The following is a 20,764-nucleotide window of genomic DNA, read 5'->3' on the forward strand; positions in this document are numbered from 1 at the left end:
AAATGAAATTACAACAATTAGCTGAAGAAAAAGTCGGCGTCCTGATTGTATTTACCCTGCTTGTAGTCAGCGTAGGTCTGTTGATTGAAGCCGTGCCGCTGTTCTTCTCCAAGGCTGTAACCCAACCTATTGAAGGTGTGAAACCTTATAACGCTTTGCAAGTGGCTGGTCGTGATATTTACGTACGCGAAGGCTGCTATAACTGCCACTCTCAAATGATTCGTCCGTTCCGTGCAGAAACCGAACGTTACGGCCACTACTCCGTTGCCGGTGAGTCTGTTTATGACCATCCGTTCCAATGGGGTTCCAAACGTACCGGTCCGGACTTGGCTCGTGTAGGCGGCCGCTATTCCGACGAATGGCACCGCATCCACTTGCTGAATCCGCGCGACGTTGTGCCAGAGTCCAATATGCCTGCTTTCCCATGGCTTGCCCGCAACAAAGTCGATGCCGAAGCAACAGTGGCACATATGAAAGCCCTGCGTAAAGTCGGTACGCCTTACAGCGATGAAGAAATTGAAAAAGCTCCTGAAGCTTTGGCAAACAAATCAGAGCTGGATGCGGTGATTGCATACCTGCAAGGCTTAGGCTTGGCATTGAAAAACGTAAGGTAACATCATGGACGTGAACTGGGCTCGCTCGCTCTTTACTGTTTGGGTTTTTATCAGTTTCATCTTAGTGCTTTATATTGTTTTTAATCGACGTAATAAAAAGAACTACGATGATGCTGCCAACAGTATTTTTGACAATGATGATAAAGGGTCGTCTGAAAAAGACGGGCGATAACAGTTTAGTCCGTGATCACGGAGCAAAAGAATGAACACAACATCCCAATTTACCAGCAATTTCTGGAATATATACATTGCAGTTATTGTCGTGCTCAGCTTTATCGGCTTGGCATGGCTGCTGCTTTCCCAAAACGTTGTGAAGCGTCCTAAAAAGGGCGAAGAAGTCAAAACGACAGGTCATGAATGGGACGGTATTGAAGAATACAACAACCCGCTGCCGCGTTGGTGGTTTTGGCTGTATGTCTGCACTTGGACCTTCGGTATCGGCTATCTGGTCATGTATCCGGGTGTCGGTGACTTTAAAGGTATCTGGGGCTGGACTAGCCACGGTCAGTATGAAGAAGAGGTTGCCAAAGCCGAACAGAAATACAGCCAAATGTATGCTAAGTTTGCCAAAATGCCGATTGATCAAGTGGCTAAAAATCCTGAAGCACAAGCTATCGGTCAAAACCTTTTCAATACCTACTGTATCCAATGTCATGGTTCAGATGCCAAAGGCTCTAAAGGCTTCCCAAATCTGACTGACGACGACTGGCTGTGGGGCGGCGAACCTGAAAAAATTCAGGAAACTATTGAAAAAGGCCGTACTGCCGCCATGCCTGCATGGGGTCCTGCTTTGGGTGAAGAAGGCGTGAAAAACGTAACACAGTATGTTATGTCTCTTTCTAAACCTAAAGGTCAATACGACGAAGAACGTGCAGAACGCGGTAAAGCCCTGTTTAGCGGCCCACCTGCCAACTGTTTCACTTGTCACGGCGACAAAGGTCAAGGTATCCAAGGTCTTGGTCCGAACCTGACTGACGATGTATGGTTGTGGGGCGGTACTCAAAAAGCGATTACCGAAACCATTACCAACGGCCGCAGCAGCCAAATGCCTGCTTGGGGTCACTTCCTCGACAAAGACAAGCTGCACATCATGACTGCTTACGTTTGGGGTATGTCTAACAAAGACGGTAAAAAAGCTCCTGCTAAAAAAGCTGAGCCTGCTCAAGCTGCTCCAGCAGCCGAAGCATCAGCCCCTGCAGCTGACAGCGCAGCATCTGCCGCTCCTGCATCAGATGCCAAAGCAGCTCCAGCAGCTGAAGCTAAACCTGAAGAGGCTTCTGCCAAAGTTGATGGTAAAGCTGTTTTTGAAGCCAACTGTAAAACATGTCATGGCGGTTTGATTCCAGGCGCTCCTGTCGTAGGTAAAAAAGAAGACTGGGCTCCTCGTATCAAACAAGGTAAAGACACTCTGCACAAACATGCCATCGAAGGCTTTAATTCTATGCCGGCTAAAGGCGGTAATGGCAGCCTGAGTGATGATGAAGTTAAAGCAGCTGTAGACTTTATGGCAAACGAGTCTGGCGCGAAATTCTAATTTTGAGTCAGATTGAAAAAAAGCGTACCTAGAAAGGTACGCTTTTTTATATTTGATAAAACCGTATGGAAAAAACATACAAAAGGCCGTCTGAAACATTCAGACGGCCTTTTGTTTTAAACCTAGATTATTCAATTTAAAGTAGATGTACTACGGTTCAGGAACTACTCACTGAAAGATTATTCGACGCTGTCGAGTAGTTTTGGGTGATTGTTCCCAATTTCGTATTACTTTCAATTTGCGGTTAAAGTAAGGTGTCATGATCTTCTATGCGCATCATCATACGCATAGAGTCTATACCGTTGGCGGCAAATCTTAGATCAGGCTTGCCGACAAAATTGTTTCTAATGAAGCTTTCTATATTGGCAGTAGCCGCACTTTGATATTGGTATCTAAACCATTATATTCAAATGGGTGACCGACAACCTGCTCCAATTATTGTCTACCAATGTTCCAACATACCAGTAGAAAAATGAAAAAGGCCGTCTGAAAATCTGGTTTCAGACGGCCTTTTGCTGTAAAGGGGTAGATTTAAGAGAAACCAAAGCGTTTATCGGGTCGGGTAAATACAAAAATAAACAGAGAAGTTAACGCGCCCAAAGTATCGGCAAGCATGTCTTTTTGCGCGTCCCAAATATCGCCTTGAGAGCCCAAGAACTCCAGTCCGGCCTCTCCACCATCGATGACGGCATATTGCCATTCGATGATTTCATAGGCGGCGGCCACACTCATAATGAAGAACAGGGAGAAAAATAAGGCCAACGGCAAATTGCACAGCTTGCGGCGCAGCAGCCATTCAGCCATCGGGTAGGCATAAAAGCCGATGATGTAATGGGCAATACGGTCGTAATGATTGCGGTTTTCGCCCAAAATTGGCTCGACAAAGCGGTTGATGGATTCAAACGGTACATCGGCAAAAGTGTAGTATGCACCGATGGAATGCATGATCAGCCAAAAACTCATGAATAAGTAGGCCAGGTTGCTGAAGCGGAAAATGCGGTAGGTGGCAACCAAAAGGAAGAATACGGATGCTACGGGAATGATTTCGGCGTACCAGACTGCGCGGTCATGGGGATTGATGCCTGACCAAACAATGAGGGCGAAGATAATCGTCGCAAGAAAAATGGGAAAGATTGGAGAGGGTTTGTTCATGTTGTGTGTATGTAATAACAATGTCGCGTATTGTATAACGAATTGGTAGGGCTGGCAGTTTCATATATTCAAGGCCGTCTGAAAACAGCTTTCAGACGGCCTGAAGTTTAGCCGTTCCAGAAATAACGGGTGATGTGGAAAAACACGGGTGCGGCAAAACAAATCGAATCCACGCGGTCAAGCATGCCGCCGTGGCCACGTATCATATTACCCCAGTCTTTGACACCGTAATCGCGTTTGATGGCAGACATAACCAGGCCGCCAAAGAAGCCCATTAGGCAGACGATAAAGCCGATAATGGCCGCTTGGTCGTGGGAGAACGGCGTAATCGGCGCCATCAGCGCGGCAATGGCTGTAGCCGACAAAATGCCGCCGACTGTGCCGGAAATGGTTTTAGACGGGGAAAGTGAAGGCATGATTTTTGCACCGCCAATCAGTTTGCCCCAAACGTATTGCAACACATCTGATACTTGCACCACGCCAATCAGGAAGATCAGCAACAGGATATTATTGCTGTTATCGAAGCCGTCCAAATCTAGAAACATCAGCGCCGGAACATGGGACAGACAGAAGATACAAATCATCGCCATCCATTGCGTTTTGGCGGCGCGTTCCAAAAAGTGCGCGGTTTGGCCGCTGAGGCTGGCAATAATCGGCAGTATCAAAAAGCCGTAAACCGGAATAAAAATGCTGAACATGCCGTACCAGCCGTCATAGACGAAATAGTATTGCACCGGCAGCAGCAGGTAAAAGCAGACAACCATGCTGTAATAGTCGCTGCGGCGGCGATAGACGAGGGTCATAAATTCGCGTAGTGCGGCAAATGAAATCAGGAAAAACAGTACAACTGTCCCGATTTTTCCGAACCAAAACGCGCCCAGCAACACCAGCGTCATCAGCCACCATGCGTAAATGCGGGCGTTGAGGTTAGCGATGGTGGCATTATCTGCGCCGTTTTTGCGCTTGAGCCATTGTCCGATGATGCTGGCAAAACACAATACGGCAAACACGCTGACAAAAATATAGCTGGCTTGCGGAGTCAGATGAGCGGCGGCTTGTTCGACAATGATTTGTTGGGAAGTCGTAGAAAGGCTCATGCTTGTCCTCCTTTGTTTTGCTGAACTTCAGATTCATTTTGGCGAGGCTCGCTGCGGTCGTTTTCAGACGGCCTGAGTGCCAGCAGCGCTTCACGGCTGCGTGTCAAAAAGCTGTCTTTGTCTTCGTTTTCCTGCAAGGTAAGCGGCTGTCCGATATGGACTTCACACAAAAGCGGGATAGGCAGGATTTTGCCTTTGGGCAGTACGCGGCTGATGTTGTCTATCCAAATCGGCACAAATTCGGTATCGGGTTTGCTTTTTGCCAGATGATAAATGCCGGACTTGAACGGCAGCAGGATGGTGTTGTCGTCAGTGTTACGCGTGCCTTCAGGGAAAATAATCAAGGAATCTCCTGCGTTTAGCGCGTCTTTCATCTGTTCGGTAATTGCTTGCGGATTATCGCTATGGCGCGGAATCAGCAAGGCGTTGAAAACGTTTTGAATGATGAAGCGTTTGAGTTTGCTTGTCAGCCAGTAATCCGAACCGGCGACAGGGCGCGTGGACAAGCGCCAGCGGCTGGGCAGGGAAATCCACACCAGCACAAAATCGCCATGGCTGCCGTGATTGGCGTAATAGACTTTTTGGTGCTGATTGAATGTCAGCTCGCGCGGGCTTTTGGGGCGTACGCCCGTAAGAAAAGAGACCGCCAGACACAAGGCTTGGTCGGTCAGCCAGGCAAGTTGTTTTTTGAGGAAGTTTTTCATTGTTTCTGCCTTTGGGAGTGAGATACCGTTCTAGATCTGGTTTGGGTAAATCAGCAAAAATAATCAAATGCTTTGGATAAGCAAAATTAAAAATTGTGCGGCGGTCAGGTATAAGCTTTTGCGCCATAAGGAAAGTGCGCCGTTTATCCGTTGGGTCAACGTACGGCTGCTTGAAATTTGATGTAAACCGTTTTGTTGTAAGGATTGGTCGAAGTCTTCAGGAGAGTAGCGGTTGTCGGCAAAGTCTTGGAACACGCGGTGGTCGAAGTGAATGCGGATATGGCAGTACAGCAAAACCGCTGCCAAGACAAGTTGCACCGCAAACCATGCGCCGCCATATTTTGCCGACAAGGCGAGCAGCAAGGCGTTGCAGGCGGCAACATAATGTGTGGTAGAGAGCAGGTGGGCAGTAATACGGCTGTCGGTTGCGTTGTTCATCATTATCCTTGTTTTAAACGGTTGGCAGCAGCTTCGACTGCTTTGGCAGTGGCCGGCGATAATACCATTTGCGGCCGAACCTGTTGGAGTTCGGCCTTCGCTTGCGCCAAGTCTTTGCAGCCACCATAGACCAGCAGCCACGTCAGCACCACTGCGGCACTTCTTCCATAACCCAAAGCGCAACATACCAGCACTTTGCCGTGTTTTTGGCGCAAGGTTTCCAATATCAAGGCCGTCTGAACCAAATCGTTTTTAGACGGCGTTACCATATCCAGTAAAGGCAGGGAGCGATATTCTCCTTGATAGCTACGGCAGGGATATCCGGCGCATACATCCAATACGGCAGGCAGATGGTTTGAAATCCCCAAAACGCTGCCAATCCATACATCATTGCGGACTTGTGCCGTTTTCGCTTTACCGCGTAACCAATACGCCATGTTTAGCCGTGCGCCCACCAGATAAGGCAACAGCAAAACCGTCGCTGCCGTCGATAATTTACCGTTAGCCTGTTTTTGGAATACGTTTGCATTTCCAGTCAAATAGGCAAAGGCCACCATCAGCAAAGACACGCTAATCCATATCAACCACAGCCACGCGCCACCCAGCAACGCAGGTAAAGCCATTAAACACGCGCCAAGCAAATACAGCAGCGCAATCTTTCTTGAGCGTACATCACTTGAGTCCAGTCTTAACGGCGAAGTCATCTGACGCGGGAAAGCCCACAACACCAGCCAGCCAAGCAATGCTCCGGTCGGCACGTCAATAAAATGATGTTGATAAGTCGTCAGTACCGACAAGGCAATCAGGCTTTGCCATACGAAAAGCGGCAGGCGGATTTGGGGAAAGCGCGTCCAATAAAATGCACCCACGATAATCGCCAACGCAATATGCAAAGATGGCGCTTGGTTGTATGGCAAATCAAATGCAGCCAATGAATCAAACAGCCAGCCTGACAGCCCATCAGCAGGCGGTTTAGCCCACCCGAAACGCAGCGGAAACAGCACAAAGCAAGCAGTCGCAATCAGTTGAGCGGCTACAAGGTGCACTACATATCGGTTTTGCTCATGAGTATCACGACAAAGAAAAAATGCCGCGGCATACATCAGGTTTAGCGACCAATAAGGCACAATCGTCCATGCCCAAAACGGAATATTGCTCTCCCATGCAAAAGCGATTTCAGGCACATAGTCCAGCGATGCCGCATAATGGTTGGACAGGCCGTAGCTGGTATAAAACAGGATACCGACTAAAATCAGCTTGAGTAGGGAGGTTTTGAGGGAGGATTTCATGGGTACGTTAGTTAATAATTGAATATTTTGATTCCGTAAACCTATTTGAGATAAGTGATATTCGTACCATTAATGCTAAGAACTTTTTTATCCAGTAGATGCTGTAATAGTTTTTCAGTTTCATAATTATTGGATTTTGCATGTGCTTTAATAGTGTTTCGTAATGTACTGACTTTACCTGGGCGTTTGGATGGTTCAACTGATAGTGCGGCAATTACTTTTTTCCACATGGTCTCATCAGGTAAATGGGCTATTTTCTTTTGAGGTATGGGATTAGTAAGGGCAAATGGAGCATATTCAATTTTTCCATTGTTTTGACGAATAAGGTTTTGTTCACGCATATAGCGTGCAAAAGTTTGAATATCACCTTGACTTATAGTGAGTGAGAGAGCATTTGCACGTTTCTGTACAGCATCTTGAAAATCAGTATAAGTTTTGGGTTTGATATTCAAAATATAACGTTGGATTTTCTGTAATAGATCATTGTCACTGATGTGGTAAATCACTATACCTTGCTCATCAACACTAATTAAGTTTTGTGTTTTAAGTTTATTAATAATATGAGCAGTTGTTGTTTCGCATTCTTCGTCTGTTTTACCTTGAAATTGTTCACGTAAAATATATTTACACAGATTTTGTTGCAAATTATGTAAGCGAGATGGAAGAAAAGCGTTGGGCTGACGCAAAGCAGTTAAGGCTGCTTGAAAATAAGGTGCTAATGACTGAGGTGGTGTGAGGGAATTTTCAGGTTGAGGGTGGGGTTCTAGCAGTTTTGTTGGAGGTGTAGTATTAATTTTTGTGTGCTGCACTTCATCTATATTTGCTAAGCGTACAACACCTTTTGCCTCCTGCTTTTCTAAGATATGTTCTACTAAGATATCGTAACCACCATCACGAGAAAGTATACCAATTTGAGCATCTGTATCTGTAGCGATAATTTTTCCAAGATAATAAGAAAGATAAAAATCTAATGCGTTTTTGCCTGATTTCTGTAAGTGAATAAGATGGACACGTTCGCCAAATGGAAGCAATGATGCCACTAAACTAATGGGTAATGATTTATGTTGTGTGCCTAAAAATAACCAAATATGAGTATCTTCAGTTGGTAATTTATCTAGATTTTGCGGTTGGATATTTTCAAAGTCGATAAGTAAGTGTTTCATAGTATTATTTAATTGGGCTGACGTTTATACCCAAAATCCCTTTTAATATTATTTTTGTTGAGTTATTAATGCCCAACTTATATACCAGGCCGTCTGAAAGTTAAAAAATTGTTCAGACGGCCTTTATTTTTATTTCTTCACTGCCAAGCTCACGGTGAAAATACCGTCTTCGTCTATCCACTGATGGATTTTTTCAAAACCGGCTTTTTCAACCAGCTGATCCATTTCCTGCTGACTGCGGCGGCGCATTACCCAGTTTGGGCAGCCTGCTTTGTGGCTGGTCAGGGCGCGGGCAATCATTTCCAGTTGCGGATGCCACGGCTGGCCGGTGTAGATCAGGTAGCCGCCGGTTTCAATGGCTTCGCCGAAACCGTAGAGTGAGTTCAAAATCAAATCGTTGTCGGCAAACAATTCGTGCAGGCCGGAGACGATGCCCAGCGTTGGACGCGGCTGTAAATCGTGATAATTGGCGCAGTCGTAGGCATTGACCTCATTGAAGGTTACCGTGTTTTGTAAGCCACGATCGGCAATCAGCTTGCGTCCGGCTTCGACATTAATCGGACTGTAATCGCGCAAGCGTACGGAATCAGGCAATGTGTCGGCAGTCAGGGCATCCAATACATAGCGGCCATGACCGGACGCAATATCCAAAACGTGTACCGGTTTGCCTGCTTCGCGCAGTTTGGCTGAGGCCGTCTGAATGGCTTTGCCGATATTGACTTTGCGTTGGCGAATGCCGCGCCAGCCAATGGCATTGAGATAGTATTTGTCCACCCATACACCGAAAGCATTGCTGCCTTGCGGTTGATTGCGGTAGACGTAATCCAGCGTGCTGCCTGAATCAAAACCTGTTTCTTGACCGATTCTCAAGCCTTCACTCCAGCGCGAACCCAGTTTGAGCGAGGCGCGATATGTCGCCCAAAATGCGCCGCGAGGCGTACAAATAGGCAAAGGCGTCGCCAGTTCGTCAGCTTCTCGACGACTGTCTCCAAATAAGTGTGCTTGAGTCAGATCGACTTGTTGCAAAGGCTGATTGAAACGCTCGCGGATAAAACGGCGCATTTCGATAAACGCGATTTCACGGTTTTGCTCGCCTAAGGTGTCGTGGTAGAAACCGGGCAGGATATGGCGTTCTTTAATATGGCTGCCCAAACGGTTGTAGAAATCGTGTTGCGGTTTATGATGAACAACCCAATCGCTGCCTGAAATCAACAGTTGTACAGGCGTAGTAATGGCTTGCGCATCGGCAACCACACGTTCAGCCGCTTCATATAAACCCAGCAGGATGCGCACAGAAATAGCGCGGGCAATCAGCGGATCATTGTCGTAGCTTTTTTGACGTTCGACATTGTGGGTCAGATAGTGGGCTTTGACATAGCTGTTGACAAAGAAATTGCCACGCCATTTTTGCATCATTTTCAAACCGGTACGGGCAAACGGAACATAGAGCTTGACTTTGAACGCAGGCGAAGCCAATACGGCGCAACGGATTTTCGGCGCGTAATCGTGCAACCAAGTAGAAACCAATACCGCTCCGACACTTTGCGCAATCACGCAAATGTTTTCAGGTTTGATGCCGTATTCGTTTTGGATGTGTCGGATAAAATCATCTACGTCTGAAACCGAAGTGCCGATGCTCGGACTATCGCCGCGTTCACCAGGGCTGTAACCATGACCACGCGCATCCCAAGCAAAATAGGCAAAATCATCAAAACCCAGCTCATCGGCAACAAACATCATCCGGCCGGAATGCTCATGTCCGCGATGGAACAGCACAATGGCTTTGTCGGAAGAACCATCGGCAGCAGGGCGATAGCGGTAGAAAAGCGAAGTACCGTCTTGGGTAGAAAAGTATTTTTGCTGTTCGGACATGAGAAACTCCTAATAGTCATGTTTTTTGAACAGTATCATGACATATCGGACGAATGCAATGATGGAGAGAAATGGTAAAAGATGGTTTCAAATTTCACTTAAAACGGATGATAGTGATTGTTAAAAGGTTGGATAGAGGGTGTTTGGATAATCTTACAAACTACTACCGACATATCATCATAAACTCTTTGTTTCGCAATTAATTTACGAAACACAGTCAGACGGGACTTATCGTTATCATATTGTTGCCAAATTTTTTCTCTTATTTCTTCTGAAAGAGCATCACTTAGGCCGTCTGAACAAAGCAGCAGGCTTTCTCCTGCTTTAAGCGTAAGTTCGATATGGCACATTTTGTCTTGGAATTCGGAATAATCTGCTGCTAGATAAGAAGAAACGCCGCCATATATGGTGGCGAACTCTTCTTCTTTTTTATCCGACAAACCATCCAGCAATTCGGAGAGTATCGAGTGATCTTGGGTCAGTTGCTTCCATTTTCCTTGTGTATCAATCAAATAGGCGCGGCTGTCGCCTACGCTGATGATTTTGGTTTTGCCGGTGGTTTGGTCGATTTCTGCGGCAACAAAAGTGGTTGATGAACCAAAATAATCCTCTGCCAATTCTGCGGATAAAACGGTTTGTACATGATTGATGGTTTGACGGCTGAGTTTGGCTGTACGGCTTAATAGGTGCATGGCTGATTTGCTGGCTTTTTTGGGACGGTTGCTATTAGAAATACCGTCGGCTATCCCGATGATAAAGCGTGGACGGGTTTCAAGGCGTGTTTCAGCGGTTTTGAGTTTATATTGAAACACTTGTTCGCCGTTAAAAAGGGCATCTTGGTTGTGTTGTTTGTTGCTGCCGATTTGTTGGCAAAAAGTAATTTCGCAAAATTTGTTCATGATTTGTCCATTTGTTGGGTGAATATTCGCTGCAGGCTTTTCATCGTTTCTAACCCTCCGGATTTACATTTGTGCAATACGTTTGAAATTTGATGATTAAGAATCAAGGCCGTCTGAACAGTTTTCAGACGGCCTTTACTGTGTTTAACCAAGCACTAATTAACTGCTAATTTTGTCATGTTTTAATACATCCATCGAAACCCGAATACACATTTTAAAAGGAAATCAAACATGAAAAAATTCTTATTGACTGCCATCGTTGCTTTGTCTGCCACTACTGCCGGTGCCAGCGATTACATCGAACACAAAATTTACAGCGACAAAAACTTCGAGCAAAACCGTGCTAAAGCCGTAAGAATGTTGGAACAACGCGGCTATCAAGTTCACGATGTTGATGCCGATAGCCGTCGAGGTCAGCCTGTGTTGGAGGTTGAGGCTTTTAAAAATGGCCGTGAGTACGACATTGTTTTGTCTTACCCTGATTTGCAAATTATCAAAGAGCGCATCGATTATTAATATTTCGATATAAAGTAGATTGTCGCAGGGCTTTTGGTCCTGCGACAGTTTGCTATTTAGGCATTTAAAGAATGTAAACAGCATGTAAATTACCTGAAATAAATGAACTAAATATGTTTTTTATTTTCCATGTAGTTCAAAGTGTTTGATGTTGGGAGTCATAATATGAGTTTGAATGATTGGAAGGAAGATGGTCAGCCGAAGCAGATAGGCGACCAAGAAAAACCTTTAAACGACGGCGCAGCTGCCGAATCCCAACAGGATGTTGATTTTTGGGATCACAGTCAAAACAGTGTGGTTGAAAACGAAGTTGAGGTTGTGGCTGATGCGGTAGAAATTCAGGAAACGGTAGAAGGTCAGGAAGTAGTTGAACATCCTGAGATGCCGTCTGAAAAAAACGAGAAGAAGGCCAAACGTAAAAAAGACAAGGCGAAGAAGAAAAAAGATAAAGCCGAGGATTTAAATGCGTCTGATCTGTTGGGTACGAATAAGGGCGTGGAAACCATGTTCCGCAACGCCGTACGCTCGGAGATGGAATTGTTGGCGCTAGCGGCAACTAAAGCGAACATTATGATTTCGCTGAATGGTTTTATTGTTTCTGCGCTGATGATTTCGGGCGCGTTTATTTTTTCATCGTCGCCCGAATTTTTGATTCCGGCCAGTACGTTTATGATTACTGCCGCCGCGTCTATCGTGTTTGCATTGCTTTCTGCTTCGCCGGAACGTATCGGCAAAATGCAGGCAGCGCGTACATGGTTTAAGGATTTTATCCGCGGCCGTTCGAAACTGCGGGATTTGAAAACCCGCCTCAGCAGTACCGAAACACGCTTTTTTGGCGGCAGCCAACCCAATATTTTGATTTATGAAGACCGTGTGAAACTGCAAAAAGATCAATATTGGGAGATGATGCAGGAAATTATGGGCGACCGTAAACAAATCTATGAAAAGATGAGCGACCATCTTTACTGGCTCGGTTTGTTGGCGGATAAGCAGTTCAAATACATTAATTTATCTTATGCGGTATTCCGCTGGGGTTTGCTGGCTTCGCTGGCGGCATTTATCGGTGTGAAAACACTGCCGTCATTGCTGATGCCTCCGGCCAACAATGCGGCAGAGCTGCGTTCGCTGGGTATCAATATGTTTAACGGCGTATTTGAGCCTTCTGCTGTACAACAGCTCCCGGATGGTAAGTTGCTGATCGCGGAAGACGAACCCAACCATGCGTTCAGTATCATCAGCATTGATAAAACCGGCAGGTTTGTGGAAGACGAGGCATTGGATACACGCGTGATTACCGGTTTCAAACGTCGGCTCAGCGATTTGGAGGCTTTGGCTCGCGACGATGAAGGCTTTATCTACGCGCTGACTTCACACTCGCGCACCCGTAAAGGCAACCGTTCGCCTGACCGCGAACACCTGATGCGTTTTAAAATCCAAGACGGCAACGTGTTGGGGCTGACCAGCTACGACAATCTGACGCAGGTTTTGGAAACCGATCACAAGCTGCATGATTTGATTCGCGAGCGAACCAAGGCAGAAGTTTCTTTTGAAGAAATCAATATTGAGGGCATGGCGTTTGATCCGGTGAAAAAACGTCTTGTTTTGGGATTCCGTGATCCTGAGTTCAACAACATGGCTTTAGTTGCGTTTATCAGCAATCCGAAAGATGTGTTTGAGCGCAATGCCAAGCCTGAGTTTGATGAAGTGGCCGTGATTGATATTGATGGCGGCGGTATCCGTTCCCTCAACTATGATCCTGTGTTGAAAACCTACGTGATTGCCAATGAAGTGAAGGATGAGAATGGACAGAAATTCTCACAACTGTGGACTTGGAGCGGTAATCCGACCGATGAACCGCAAAAAATCTCTCTGCCTAATCTGCAACACATCACCAACGTTGAGGCCGTCGATTCGATTACCGTTAACGGCAAGCCGCAGATGATTCTGATGGGCGATGAAGGCAATGCTTCGCAGAAAATTACTGCCAAGTATATGTTGGTAGATTACAGTCAACTGGGTAAACAGTAAGTTATCTTGGCTACTGGATAAAAGGCCGTCTGAAACCATAAACTTTATGGTTTCAGACGGCCTTTTTGTTTTCATTAAAACGAGGAGATGGGTTTAAATACTCTAATCAACGGTGATTAACCCAAGAACGCGGACAGGTTTCAGACGGCCTTCAAGCCATTGATGACACGTTTGTAACAGGTATAAACCAATGCCGCGCAGGCCAGCCACATAAGGATATAGAAAGTCGAATGGAAGCTACCGTCGATTGCATACCATACGGCCAATGCGCCGATAAAGAATGCGCGGTCACTTTTGCCGAATGGCCCGTCATAACGACGGCCGTTGCCATGGACTTGTCCCAAAACGCCGCAAAACTCAGTCATTGCCGCCAGCCAAATAAACAGGGCGATTTGCACGCCGCCGAAGGGAACGATAAAGGCAAAAGGCAGATACAAAGCAGCATCGGCGGCAATATCGGTGATTTCATTCAAATAACCGCCTAATGCCGATTGCTGGCCGAACTCCCGTGCCAGCATGCCGTCCATTGCATTCAGCGCCATGCGGACAAACAACCAGATCGGCAAAAGCCAGAATAATGTGGATACACCTGCAAACAGTGCTAAAAGCAAACCGATCAAAATGGAAACGGCGCAGGCAAACAGGGTGACCTGATTGGCAGTAATACCTTTTTGATACAGCCGCTTAACCATGGGGAGCAACAGGTTTTGAAATTTTGGTTTCAGGGCGTAGATGCTCATAATTATGCTATATAAAAGAAAATGAAGTGCCGTGATTATAGACGAAATCCGTTATAATCCGTCAATCTTCGAATCACGCGGTTCGCAAACCTCCCGCGTTAACAAAACTAGGAATTTACTATGGAAAAACAGCAGGTACTCGTTATTTTTTCGGGCGGGCAGGATTCAACAACCTGCTTGATTCAGGCAATTCAAACATATGGCCGTGAAAATGTGCAGGTCATCACTTTTCAATATGGACAACGCCACGCTATCGAATTGGAGCGAGCGCGTTGGATTGCCCAAGATTTGGGTGTGAAGCAGACCATACTCGATTTGAGCCTGATGCAACAGATTACGCATAACGCCTTGATGGATGATAAGGCATACATTGAAACAGCTTCAGACGGCCTGCCCAATACATTTGTAGATGGACGCAATGCTTTGTTTTTGCTTTACGCCGCTATTTACGCCAAAGGGCAGGGAATACGCCATATCATTGCCGGCGTGTGCGAAACCGATTTTTCGGGTTATCCCGACTGTCGCGATGTGTTCGTCAAGTCGATGAATGTCACGCTGAATCTGGCCATGGATTACGCTTTTCAAATTCACACGCCCTTGATGTATTTAACCAAAGCGCAAACATGGGCGCTGGCGGATGAAATGGGTGTGTTGGATTATATTCGCGAGCACACACATACCTGTTATAACGGCGTGGTCGGTGGTTGCCATGAATGCCCAAGCTGTATTTTGCGCGAGCGCGGTTTGTCGGAATATTTGGAAAGTAAAAAGGCCGTCTGAATTAAGAGGTACATCTATTTCCAATATCCAGTTGTGCGAAAAGGCCGTCTGAAAAATTCATTTCAGACGGCCTTTGGCTATGTATTTTGTTCTGCTTAGAACAGCACATCTGCCGGTTCGCTGCTTGTCGGAGCATCTTTCACAGGAGAAGAAGCAGGGGCAGTAGCTGGTTCAGAAGCGGCTTTAGGTGCAGGGGATGGGGCAGTAGCTGGTTCGGAAGCGGCTTTAGGTGCGGAGGTAGGAGCATCCGCCGGAGTGGTTACCGGTTTGGCCGCAGGTTTTGCCGGTTTCACCGGAGTCGGACGAACGATTTGTTTCGGTTCGGATGCTGCCTTGTTTGTATCGTCGGTAGCATCAACTTCGATTTCAGTGCCTTGAGGCAATACCACATCTTTAGCAGGAGCCGGTTTCGGCATGACTTTAGGTTTACTGTAAGCATCCGTGCCGCTGGTCCATGCCAAAGATTTCAAAGGCGATTTGAGTTTCACGCCTTTGGCGCAGGTCAGACAGTTTGCTGCGCCGGTGCGCCCTTTCAGGATTGCATCCACACGCGCGGCAGGAATGGTTTTACCGTGCGCTTTTGCCCAGGCGGCAATGCTTTTTTTCAGGGCAGCCGTATCAAGTTTTTTCTTGTCATAAGGGTCACGATAGGCAGCCAGCCACAAGTTTTGGTTGGCATCTTCGTTCAGGCTTGCCATTTGGTAGATAACGGAGGCAGGAGAACCTGTTGCGATGGTTTTGGCGAATTCCAATGCATCAGGCGATTTCATGCGCACGCAACCATGGCTGCGGACGCCGGGTACGCTGGCAGGGGCATTGGTGCCGTGGATACCAAGGCTTAATTTAGGGTCGCCAAGACGGACAAATACGGGACCCAGCGGGTTATTTGGGCCGGCCGGTACGCTTTTTACGCCGTCATTGCGTTCTTTTTGGATCGATTTAGGGATATGCCAAACCGGGTTGTAGGCTTTTGCACCGATTTTATGTTCGCCCAGGTTGGTTTGGGTCATGGCTTTGCCGACGGCAACAGGATAAATTTTGCTCAGTTTGCCGTTGTTGTAGAGGAACAAACGCTGTTGCGTAATATTGATAACGACGTGTTGTCCGGAAGAGGCGGGGGAGACGTCTGGAATAAGCGTGTTTGCAGCAGCGGCTGAAGTTAAAAGGGCGGCGGTCAGGCCGAACAGTATTTTTTTCATGTCGTCTTTTTTTGTAGGGTTTGAAATGAAAGTTTTTGGCGCATGATACCTGAAACTCTGTGTTTTTGTGAGAAAATATGCGCTTTCGGTATTGGAAGACAGTCAAACGGTCGGGTAGCGGCTGCGTGGCGGAAACGGTATGGGTGTGAAAGAACAGTATCAAGAAACGGAAGTTTTTTCTTTGGATTATGAGGGCAGGGGTGTTGCCAGAGTCGATGGGAAGACCGTATTTATCGGCGGTGCGCTGCCTGGGGAGCGTGTAACGTTTGTCAGACATAAAGAGAAAAAGCAGTTTGCCGAGGCTCAAGTTGAAAAGGTTTTGAAGGCTTCTTCCGAACGTGTCGAGCCCGCATGTTGCTATTTTGATACATGTGGCGGCTGTTCGCTTCAACATGTTTCTTTCGGAGCGCAAGTTGCATTAAAGCAACGGATTTTGGAAGAACAGTTGGAACGGATAGGTAAGGTCAAGCCGGAGATAATTTTACCCCCTTTATATGGTTACTCCTGGTATTATCGCGATAGGGCGCGTTTAAGTGTTTCGGTGGATAAGCAAGGCCGTCTGAAACTCGGTTTTCAGGCAAAAAAAAGCCATGATGTCGTCAATATCCGCCATTGCCATATTTTGCCTAAGCATGTGTCCGATAGATTGCCTGATGTCCGCAATTTGCTGCAAAAGCTGCATGATGACGGTGTAAAAGTGAAATTTGTTGAGTTTTATTGCGGGAAAAATGTGACGGTACTCAACATTCGTTTCGTAAATCAACCGTTTGAACAAATATTAAGCGAATTGTGTAATTGGTTTGATAAGATATTGTCGGGTGCTGAAAAGGCATGGCAAATATGGTTGCAGGATCATGCCGAGTCCTTGCCGTTTTACCCTGAGAACGCGCCTCCCCTGAACTATACTTTTGCTCAATTTGATGTGGAAATGCCTTATAAGCCTGGTGATTTTACGCAGATTAATGCGCAGCTAAACGAAGTGATGGTGGCAAGGGCTGTCAGACTTTTAAACCCTCAAAAAGGGGAGCGGATTGCCGATCTGTTTTGCGGTTTGGGCAATTTCAGTTTGCCACTGGCAAAAAGTGGCGCATCGGTTGTCGGTATTGAAGGTGCCGATTATCTGGTAGATAGGGCAAGGGAAAATACTCGTCTGAATCGTTGTGCCGAGAATATGACGTTTTCTGTTGCAGACTTATTCGATACCGATGAAAAGACTGTTGAGTCGTGGGGACGATTTGACAAGATGTTGCTGGATCCGCCGAGAAACGGGGCTTATGCTGTTGTCAGATCGCTACACAAGCCGTTTTTGCCTCAGAAGATAGTGTATGTTTCGTGTAATCCATCAACATTTGCACGAGATGCCGGTGTCTTGGTTGATAAGGGCTATAAGTTTAAGGCGGCAGGAATCATGAATATGTTTGCGCAAACCTCGCATGTTGAATCCATCGGTGTGTTTGAGTTGTAAATTGGTATCAAGTCCTTTATGTGAGTAGGGTTTTTAATGTAAAAATGAGTGCATTCATGTTATCATCATTCGTTTGGGGAATTAATAACGTTGAAGTTGCGTGTAAAGCAACAGATGTTAATAAATGCAGTTTGCAGCACAAGACCGGGAGGTGTTCTTGAACTATCAACTTTTAACTATTTTTTTGCTGGTGCTTTTTTTGCTGGTGTTGGTTTTTGTTCGTCATAAACAAAGTAACAATTCAGACAAACAAAGCGCACATGCATCAAAAAGCGGCCGTACGTCTGCTGCTCATACAGCCTCCTCTGAGGATGGAAACGACTGGATTGAGAAAGTCAACCAGACAGTTTCCAATGCGGATAATCAAGACTGGGAATGGGGTGGAAGCGGCTCAAACGATGCAACAGCTTCTGTTTCCGCACAAGAAGTCGATCCGTTGACCGAATATCAGGTTTATAAACAGTTCGGCTATGAGAGCAAAGCAGCGGAGTCTTTGGCCGGTTATCTCAATACTTTGGAAGACGGTGCTCCGGAAAAGCTGGTTCATGAATTAATCGGTTTGAATCTGCGTGTCGGCAATATCGACATGCTGGCGGATACGCTTGAGCGTCATAGTGCCTCCCTTTCTGAAGACGGCGTAGCCGAATACCTGAAAGCCGGTCTGGCTTTGGATTCTACTAACCTGCGCCTGCGTGTTTTTGCCGAGCATCATCTTGGTTGGAATATGCAGGAAGTGGACCGTCAAATTGGCGAACAAAGCGGTTTGGAAGTTGCTTCCGACGAGCATATTGCCTTTGAGAACGACTCGGTTGAGCGCATTGTCGTTCCAGGCATGGGCAAACGTGCGCCTATCGTATTAGGCAAGAAAGATTTTGGCGAAATCAGCCCTGAAGAGATGGGCGCGGTTATTGGTTTTGCCAAACCGGAGCGTAGTGCAAAAATCTTGAAAGACAAGATTAGCTACGAGACTGCTTTGCATCAATACAACAAAGCAATCCAAACTTCTGCGAAGCCCGCTGGTCTCATTATCGATGCCTTGCGTCTGGATTATCAGAATGAAGAAGTAGGGCAGTTTGCCAAGCATCTGTGGAAGCTTTACCACTCTTTGGGTCAATATGGCCGTCAAGTAAAAGAACGTATGCTTGGTTGGGGTTATAACCTTGGTTATCACGAAATTTTTGATGATTTGGAAAAAGGGCCGTCTGAACAGCAAATTAAAGAGATTGGCTTGAAACGCGGTTACATTCAGCCAAGTTCTTTGCAGATGAAAGCCAAATATCGTGAGTTGGTTCAAAAAGACTCTTCAGTTATCAGCGCCAGCTCTTCACCAGCTGATGAGGCTCTGAAAGAAGTGGAATCTTTGTTGGCTTATGGTCAATTGGATTTGGCCATCGGTACTTTGGAACAGGCTGTTTTGCAGTATCCTCAAGAATCGCAGTTGTACATTATCTTGTTTGATTTGTACGAACGCGTTGAAGATTGGGGACGTTTAGAACAATTTCTGCGCTTGTTGCGTGAGCGTGTTGTCAGCCTGCCTGAAGAGGTTGTCTTGGCAATGAGCCGTCTCTTGCAACGAATGAACCAATATTCAAAAAAATAAGATAATCGTAGAAAGTACGAGTGATGAATAATCATTTACCAAAAATTAAAACCATACGGGTTATGTTACAGGAGATGGGCGAGCAACAGCAGGCGGTATTCCGTATGGCATTTAAAATGCACAATACGACGAATTACGTCATCGTTTCCCCTGACTCTGATGAAAAACCGGATTTGGTATTGGTTGATACCGATACTCCGGCAGGTTTAGAAGCTTGGAAAGAGTCGAAGAAAACTTATCCGGAAGTACCTGTGGCTATGTTTTCTTCCGAGTTGCCGACAGTAACGACTCCTTATTTGGCTAAGCCGGTCAAATTCGATACCTTGTTTCCTGTTTTGCGCAGCCTGGCTCAAGGCGGCAATGTTTTTGAGCCGTCTGAACAACAAGCGGCTGAAGAGAATAAAAGACAATCAAATTCAGATGGCACAAGAAAAGCAACCATTCGCCGATTTAATCCAAATAAAGGCTTGTTGGGCGCGCTAAAATTTGCCAGTCAAGGACACCAAGATATTGCTGTCTTGCATGAAGGCAAGCCGATATTAATCGTGTTTCCTAGCATCCAGCGAGTACTGTTGACAGTCAGTGCCAACGAGTTGGAGAAATTGTGTAAGAACGATAACTTGGCTGTCGTGTGTAAGGCTGTTCCTGATAATCCTCAATGGAAAGAAAAAGCCAAAGTTACCATTATGTCATGCTTGTGGCAAATGGCTATTTGGACTGCATCAGGCCGTCTGATTTATCCGATGACGCCGCAAACTGTCTTTACACTCAAGCGGTGGCCAAACTTAACCCGTTTGGCACATGTTCCAGAATCTATGCGTTTGTCGGCATTTCTGACGAAAACGTCTGTTAATCTGAACATCCTCTATAAAGTCATGCCTTTAGAAATGCCTGATATTTTGAACTATTTATCGGCAACATATATGACAGGCTTTTTGGCGACAGATACAGAGTTTGCAACTGATGCGAACAATACGCCTTCATTGAACGAACAGATTGATGTGAATAGCAAAGACGTACCTGAAACAGCAATGAGCAAAGAGGCTCAAAAAATTGCCGGTCCGTCGAAAGAACAACCTCGCGGCCTGTTACAACGCCTGATGCGTAAGTTGCTGGGTAAATCGTAAAGGACACGTCATGAAAGAAAATAAAATTATCTTTACCGGTCCTGTTGGCGTAGGTAAAACCACTGCAATTTCAGCTTTATCTGATGAACCTCCGGTTCAAACCGATGCATCCGCATCCGATATTACACTTGTCCGTAAGGGGTACACGACTGTGGCGATGGACTACGGTGTCATTCATTTGGATAAGGAAACTAAGGTTCACCTGTATGGTACGCCTGGTCAGGAGCGTTTTAATTTCATGTGGGAAATTCTGAGCCAAGGCAGTATGGGCTTGGTGCTTCTTTTGGATAATACAAGAAGCAATCCATTGAAAGACTTGCAATTCTTCTTGGATGCATTCCGGGAGTTGCTGAAAAAAGCGCCTCTGGTTGTAGGGGTAACGAAGATGGATATCCGATCCTTACCAAGCGTGGATGTTTATCAAAAATATTTAGCACAGAATAATTTTAATGTACCGGTTTTTGAGATTGATGCGCGTCGAAAAGACGATGTAAGACAATTGGTTACTGCCATGTTGTTCTCAATTGACCCCGGATTAGAGGTATAA

20 protein-coding genes and 1 riboswitch are annotated in these 20,764 nt (G+C 46.1%); of the genes, 10 read left to right on the forward strand and 10 right to left on the reverse strand.

Annotation, left to right across the window (positions count from 1 at the left end; translation table 11 throughout):
- Window positions 1-2 precede the first annotated feature (2 nt).
- Genes ccoO through ccoP form a run of 3 tightly spaced genes read left to right on the forward strand, consistent with a single transcriptional unit; the run spans window position 3 to window position 2,148 of the window.
- Window positions 3-614 carry a cytochrome-c oxidase, cbb3-type subunit II gene (gene ccoO, locus O3660_RS03920; RefSeq protein WP_003680866.1) on the forward strand — a complete coding sequence of 204 codons (612 nt, stop codon included), beginning with the start codon at window positions 3-5 and terminating at the stop codon, window positions 612-614.
- 4 nt (window positions 615-618) lie between these two features.
- Complete coding sequence (locus tag O3660_RS03925; RefSeq protein WP_003684417.1) at window positions 619-786, forward strand: CcoQ/FixQ family Cbb3-type cytochrome c oxidase assembly chaperone; 168 nt, start codon at window positions 619-621, stop codon at window positions 784-786.
- Window positions 787-816: 30 nt separating this feature from the next.
- Entirely contained in the window at window positions 817-2,148 is a 1,332-nt protein-coding gene (gene ccoP / locus O3660_RS03930; RefSeq protein ID WP_080974681.1) for a cytochrome-c oxidase, cbb3-type subunit III, read from the forward strand.
- Between the two features lie 531 nt (window positions 2,149-2,679).
- Here ccoP and O3660_RS03935 read toward each other — a convergent pair.
- The 8 genes from O3660_RS03935 to O3660_RS03970 all read right to left on the reverse strand — a co-directional run bounded on the left by O3660_RS03935 (window position 2,680) and on the right by O3660_RS03970 (window position 10,762).
- A complete protein-coding gene (locus O3660_RS03935; protein WP_049352548.1) occupies window positions 2,680-3,300 on the reverse strand; it encodes a DUF2238 domain-containing protein in 621 nt (206 codons plus the stop codon).
- A gap of 107 nt (window positions 3,301-3,407) precedes the next feature.
- Window positions 3,408-4,397, reverse strand: a complete 990-nt coding sequence (locus tag O3660_RS03940) for a phosphatidate cytidylyltransferase (protein ID WP_049352551.1) — start codon at window positions 4,395-4,397, stop codon at window positions 3,408-3,410.
- The gene (locus O3660_RS03945; RefSeq protein ID WP_049352553.1) at window positions 4,394-5,101 is read right to left on the reverse strand and encodes a 1-acyl-sn-glycerol-3-phosphate acyltransferase; all 708 of its coding nucleotides are present in this window, start codon (window positions 5,099-5,101) and stop codon (window positions 4,394-4,396) included. The genes O3660_RS03940 and O3660_RS03945 overlap by 4 nt, the downstream gene beginning before the upstream one ends.
- Before the next feature lie 63 nt (window positions 5,102-5,164).
- Window positions 5,165-5,539 carry a hypothetical protein gene (locus O3660_RS03950; protein WP_049352555.1) on the reverse strand — a complete coding sequence of 125 codons (375 nt, stop codon included), beginning with the start codon at window positions 5,537-5,539 and terminating at the stop codon, window positions 5,165-5,167.
- A gap of 2 nt (window positions 5,540-5,541) precedes the next feature.
- A complete protein-coding gene (locus tag O3660_RS03955) occupies window positions 5,542-6,828 on the reverse strand; it encodes a phosphatase PAP2/dual specificity phosphatase family protein (protein WP_371464587.1) in 1,287 nt (428 codons plus the stop codon).
- A gap of 41 nt (window positions 6,829-6,869) precedes the next feature.
- Window positions 6,870-7,991 carry a PIN domain-containing protein gene (locus O3660_RS03960; protein WP_049329005.1) on the reverse strand — a complete coding sequence of 374 codons (1,122 nt, stop codon included), beginning with the start codon at window positions 7,989-7,991 and terminating at the stop codon, window positions 6,870-6,872.
- Between the two features lie 129 nt (window positions 7,992-8,120).
- Window positions 8,121-9,863, reverse strand: coding sequence for a bifunctional alpha/beta hydrolase/class I SAM-dependent methyltransferase (locus tag O3660_RS03965; protein ID WP_049352558.1), 1,743 nt, complete (start codon window positions 9,861-9,863; stop codon window positions 8,121-8,123).
- A gap of 98 nt (window positions 9,864-9,961) precedes the next feature.
- Window positions 9,962-10,762, reverse strand: a complete 801-nt coding sequence (locus O3660_RS03970) for a protein phosphatase 2C domain-containing protein (RefSeq protein ID WP_049352560.1) — start codon at window positions 10,760-10,762, stop codon at window positions 9,962-9,964.
- A gap of 231 nt (window positions 10,763-10,993) precedes the next feature.
- On the opposite strand from O3660_RS03970, the gene O3660_RS03975 reads away from it, so the two are divergent.
- Entirely contained in the window at window positions 10,994-11,278 is a 285-nt protein-coding gene (locus O3660_RS03975) for a PepSY domain-containing protein (RefSeq protein WP_049352562.1), read from the forward strand.
- Window positions 11,279-11,659: 381 nt separating this feature from the next.
- Window positions 11,660-13,306, forward strand: coding sequence for a Pycsar system effector family protein (locus tag O3660_RS03980; protein ID WP_371464594.1), 1,647 nt, complete (start codon window positions 11,660-11,662; stop codon window positions 13,304-13,306).
- A 140-nt stretch (window positions 13,307-13,446) separates the two neighbouring features.
- Here the strand turns inward: O3660_RS03980 and O3660_RS03985 are convergent, their stop codons facing one another.
- A complete protein-coding gene (locus O3660_RS03985; protein ID WP_049352567.1) occupies window positions 13,447-14,046 on the reverse strand; it encodes a CDP-alcohol phosphatidyltransferase family protein in 600 nt (199 codons plus the stop codon).
- Between the two features lie 71 nt (window positions 14,047-14,117).
- A riboswitch (PreQ1 riboswitch) is annotated at window positions 14,118-14,163 on the forward strand.
- A gap of 3 nt (window positions 14,164-14,166) precedes the next feature.
- On the opposite strand from O3660_RS03985, the gene queC reads away from it, so the two are divergent.
- Window positions 14,167-14,826, forward strand: a complete 660-nt coding sequence (gene queC / locus O3660_RS03990) for a 7-cyano-7-deazaguanine synthase QueC (protein WP_049352569.1) — start codon at window positions 14,167-14,169, stop codon at window positions 14,824-14,826.
- Between the two features lie 95 nt (window positions 14,827-14,921).
- Here queC and O3660_RS03995 read toward each other — a convergent pair whose 3' ends face one another.
- Entirely contained in the window at window positions 14,922-16,025 is a 1,104-nt protein-coding gene (locus tag O3660_RS03995) for a L,D-transpeptidase family protein (protein ID WP_371464589.1), read from the reverse strand.
- A 139-nt stretch (window positions 16,026-16,164) separates the two neighbouring features.
- Here O3660_RS03995 and rlmD point away from each other — a divergent pair, with 139 nt between their 5' ends.
- The 4 genes from rlmD (at window position 16,165) to O3660_RS04015 (ending at window position 20,764) form a co-directional block, all read left to right on the forward strand.
- Window positions 16,165-17,490: a 23S rRNA (uracil(1939)-C(5))-methyltransferase RlmD gene (gene rlmD / locus O3660_RS04000; RefSeq protein ID WP_049352573.1), complete on the forward strand. Its 1,326-nt coding sequence runs from the start codon at window positions 16,165-16,167 to the stop codon at window positions 17,488-17,490.
- Between the two features lie 124 nt (window positions 17,491-17,614).
- Complete coding sequence (locus O3660_RS04005) at window positions 17,615-19,090, forward strand: hypothetical protein (RefSeq protein ID WP_049352575.1); 1,476 nt, start codon at window positions 17,615-17,617, stop codon at window positions 19,088-19,090.
- 23 nt (window positions 19,091-19,113) lie between these two features.
- The gene (locus O3660_RS04010; RefSeq protein WP_003684312.1) at window positions 19,114-20,217 is read left to right on the forward strand and encodes a response regulator transcription factor; all 1,104 of its coding nucleotides are present in this window, start codon (window positions 19,114-19,116) and stop codon (window positions 20,215-20,217) included.
- A gap of 10 nt (window positions 20,218-20,227) precedes the next feature.
- Window positions 20,228-20,764, forward strand: coding sequence for an ATP/GTP-binding protein (locus tag O3660_RS04015; protein WP_049328997.1), 537 nt, complete (start codon window positions 20,228-20,230; stop codon window positions 20,762-20,764).

This window comes from Neisseria sp. 27098_8_139 (assembly GCF_041433195.1).
GTDB classification, from domain to species: domain Bacteria; phylum Pseudomonadota; class Gammaproteobacteria; order Burkholderiales; family Neisseriaceae; genus Neisseria; species Neisseria subflava.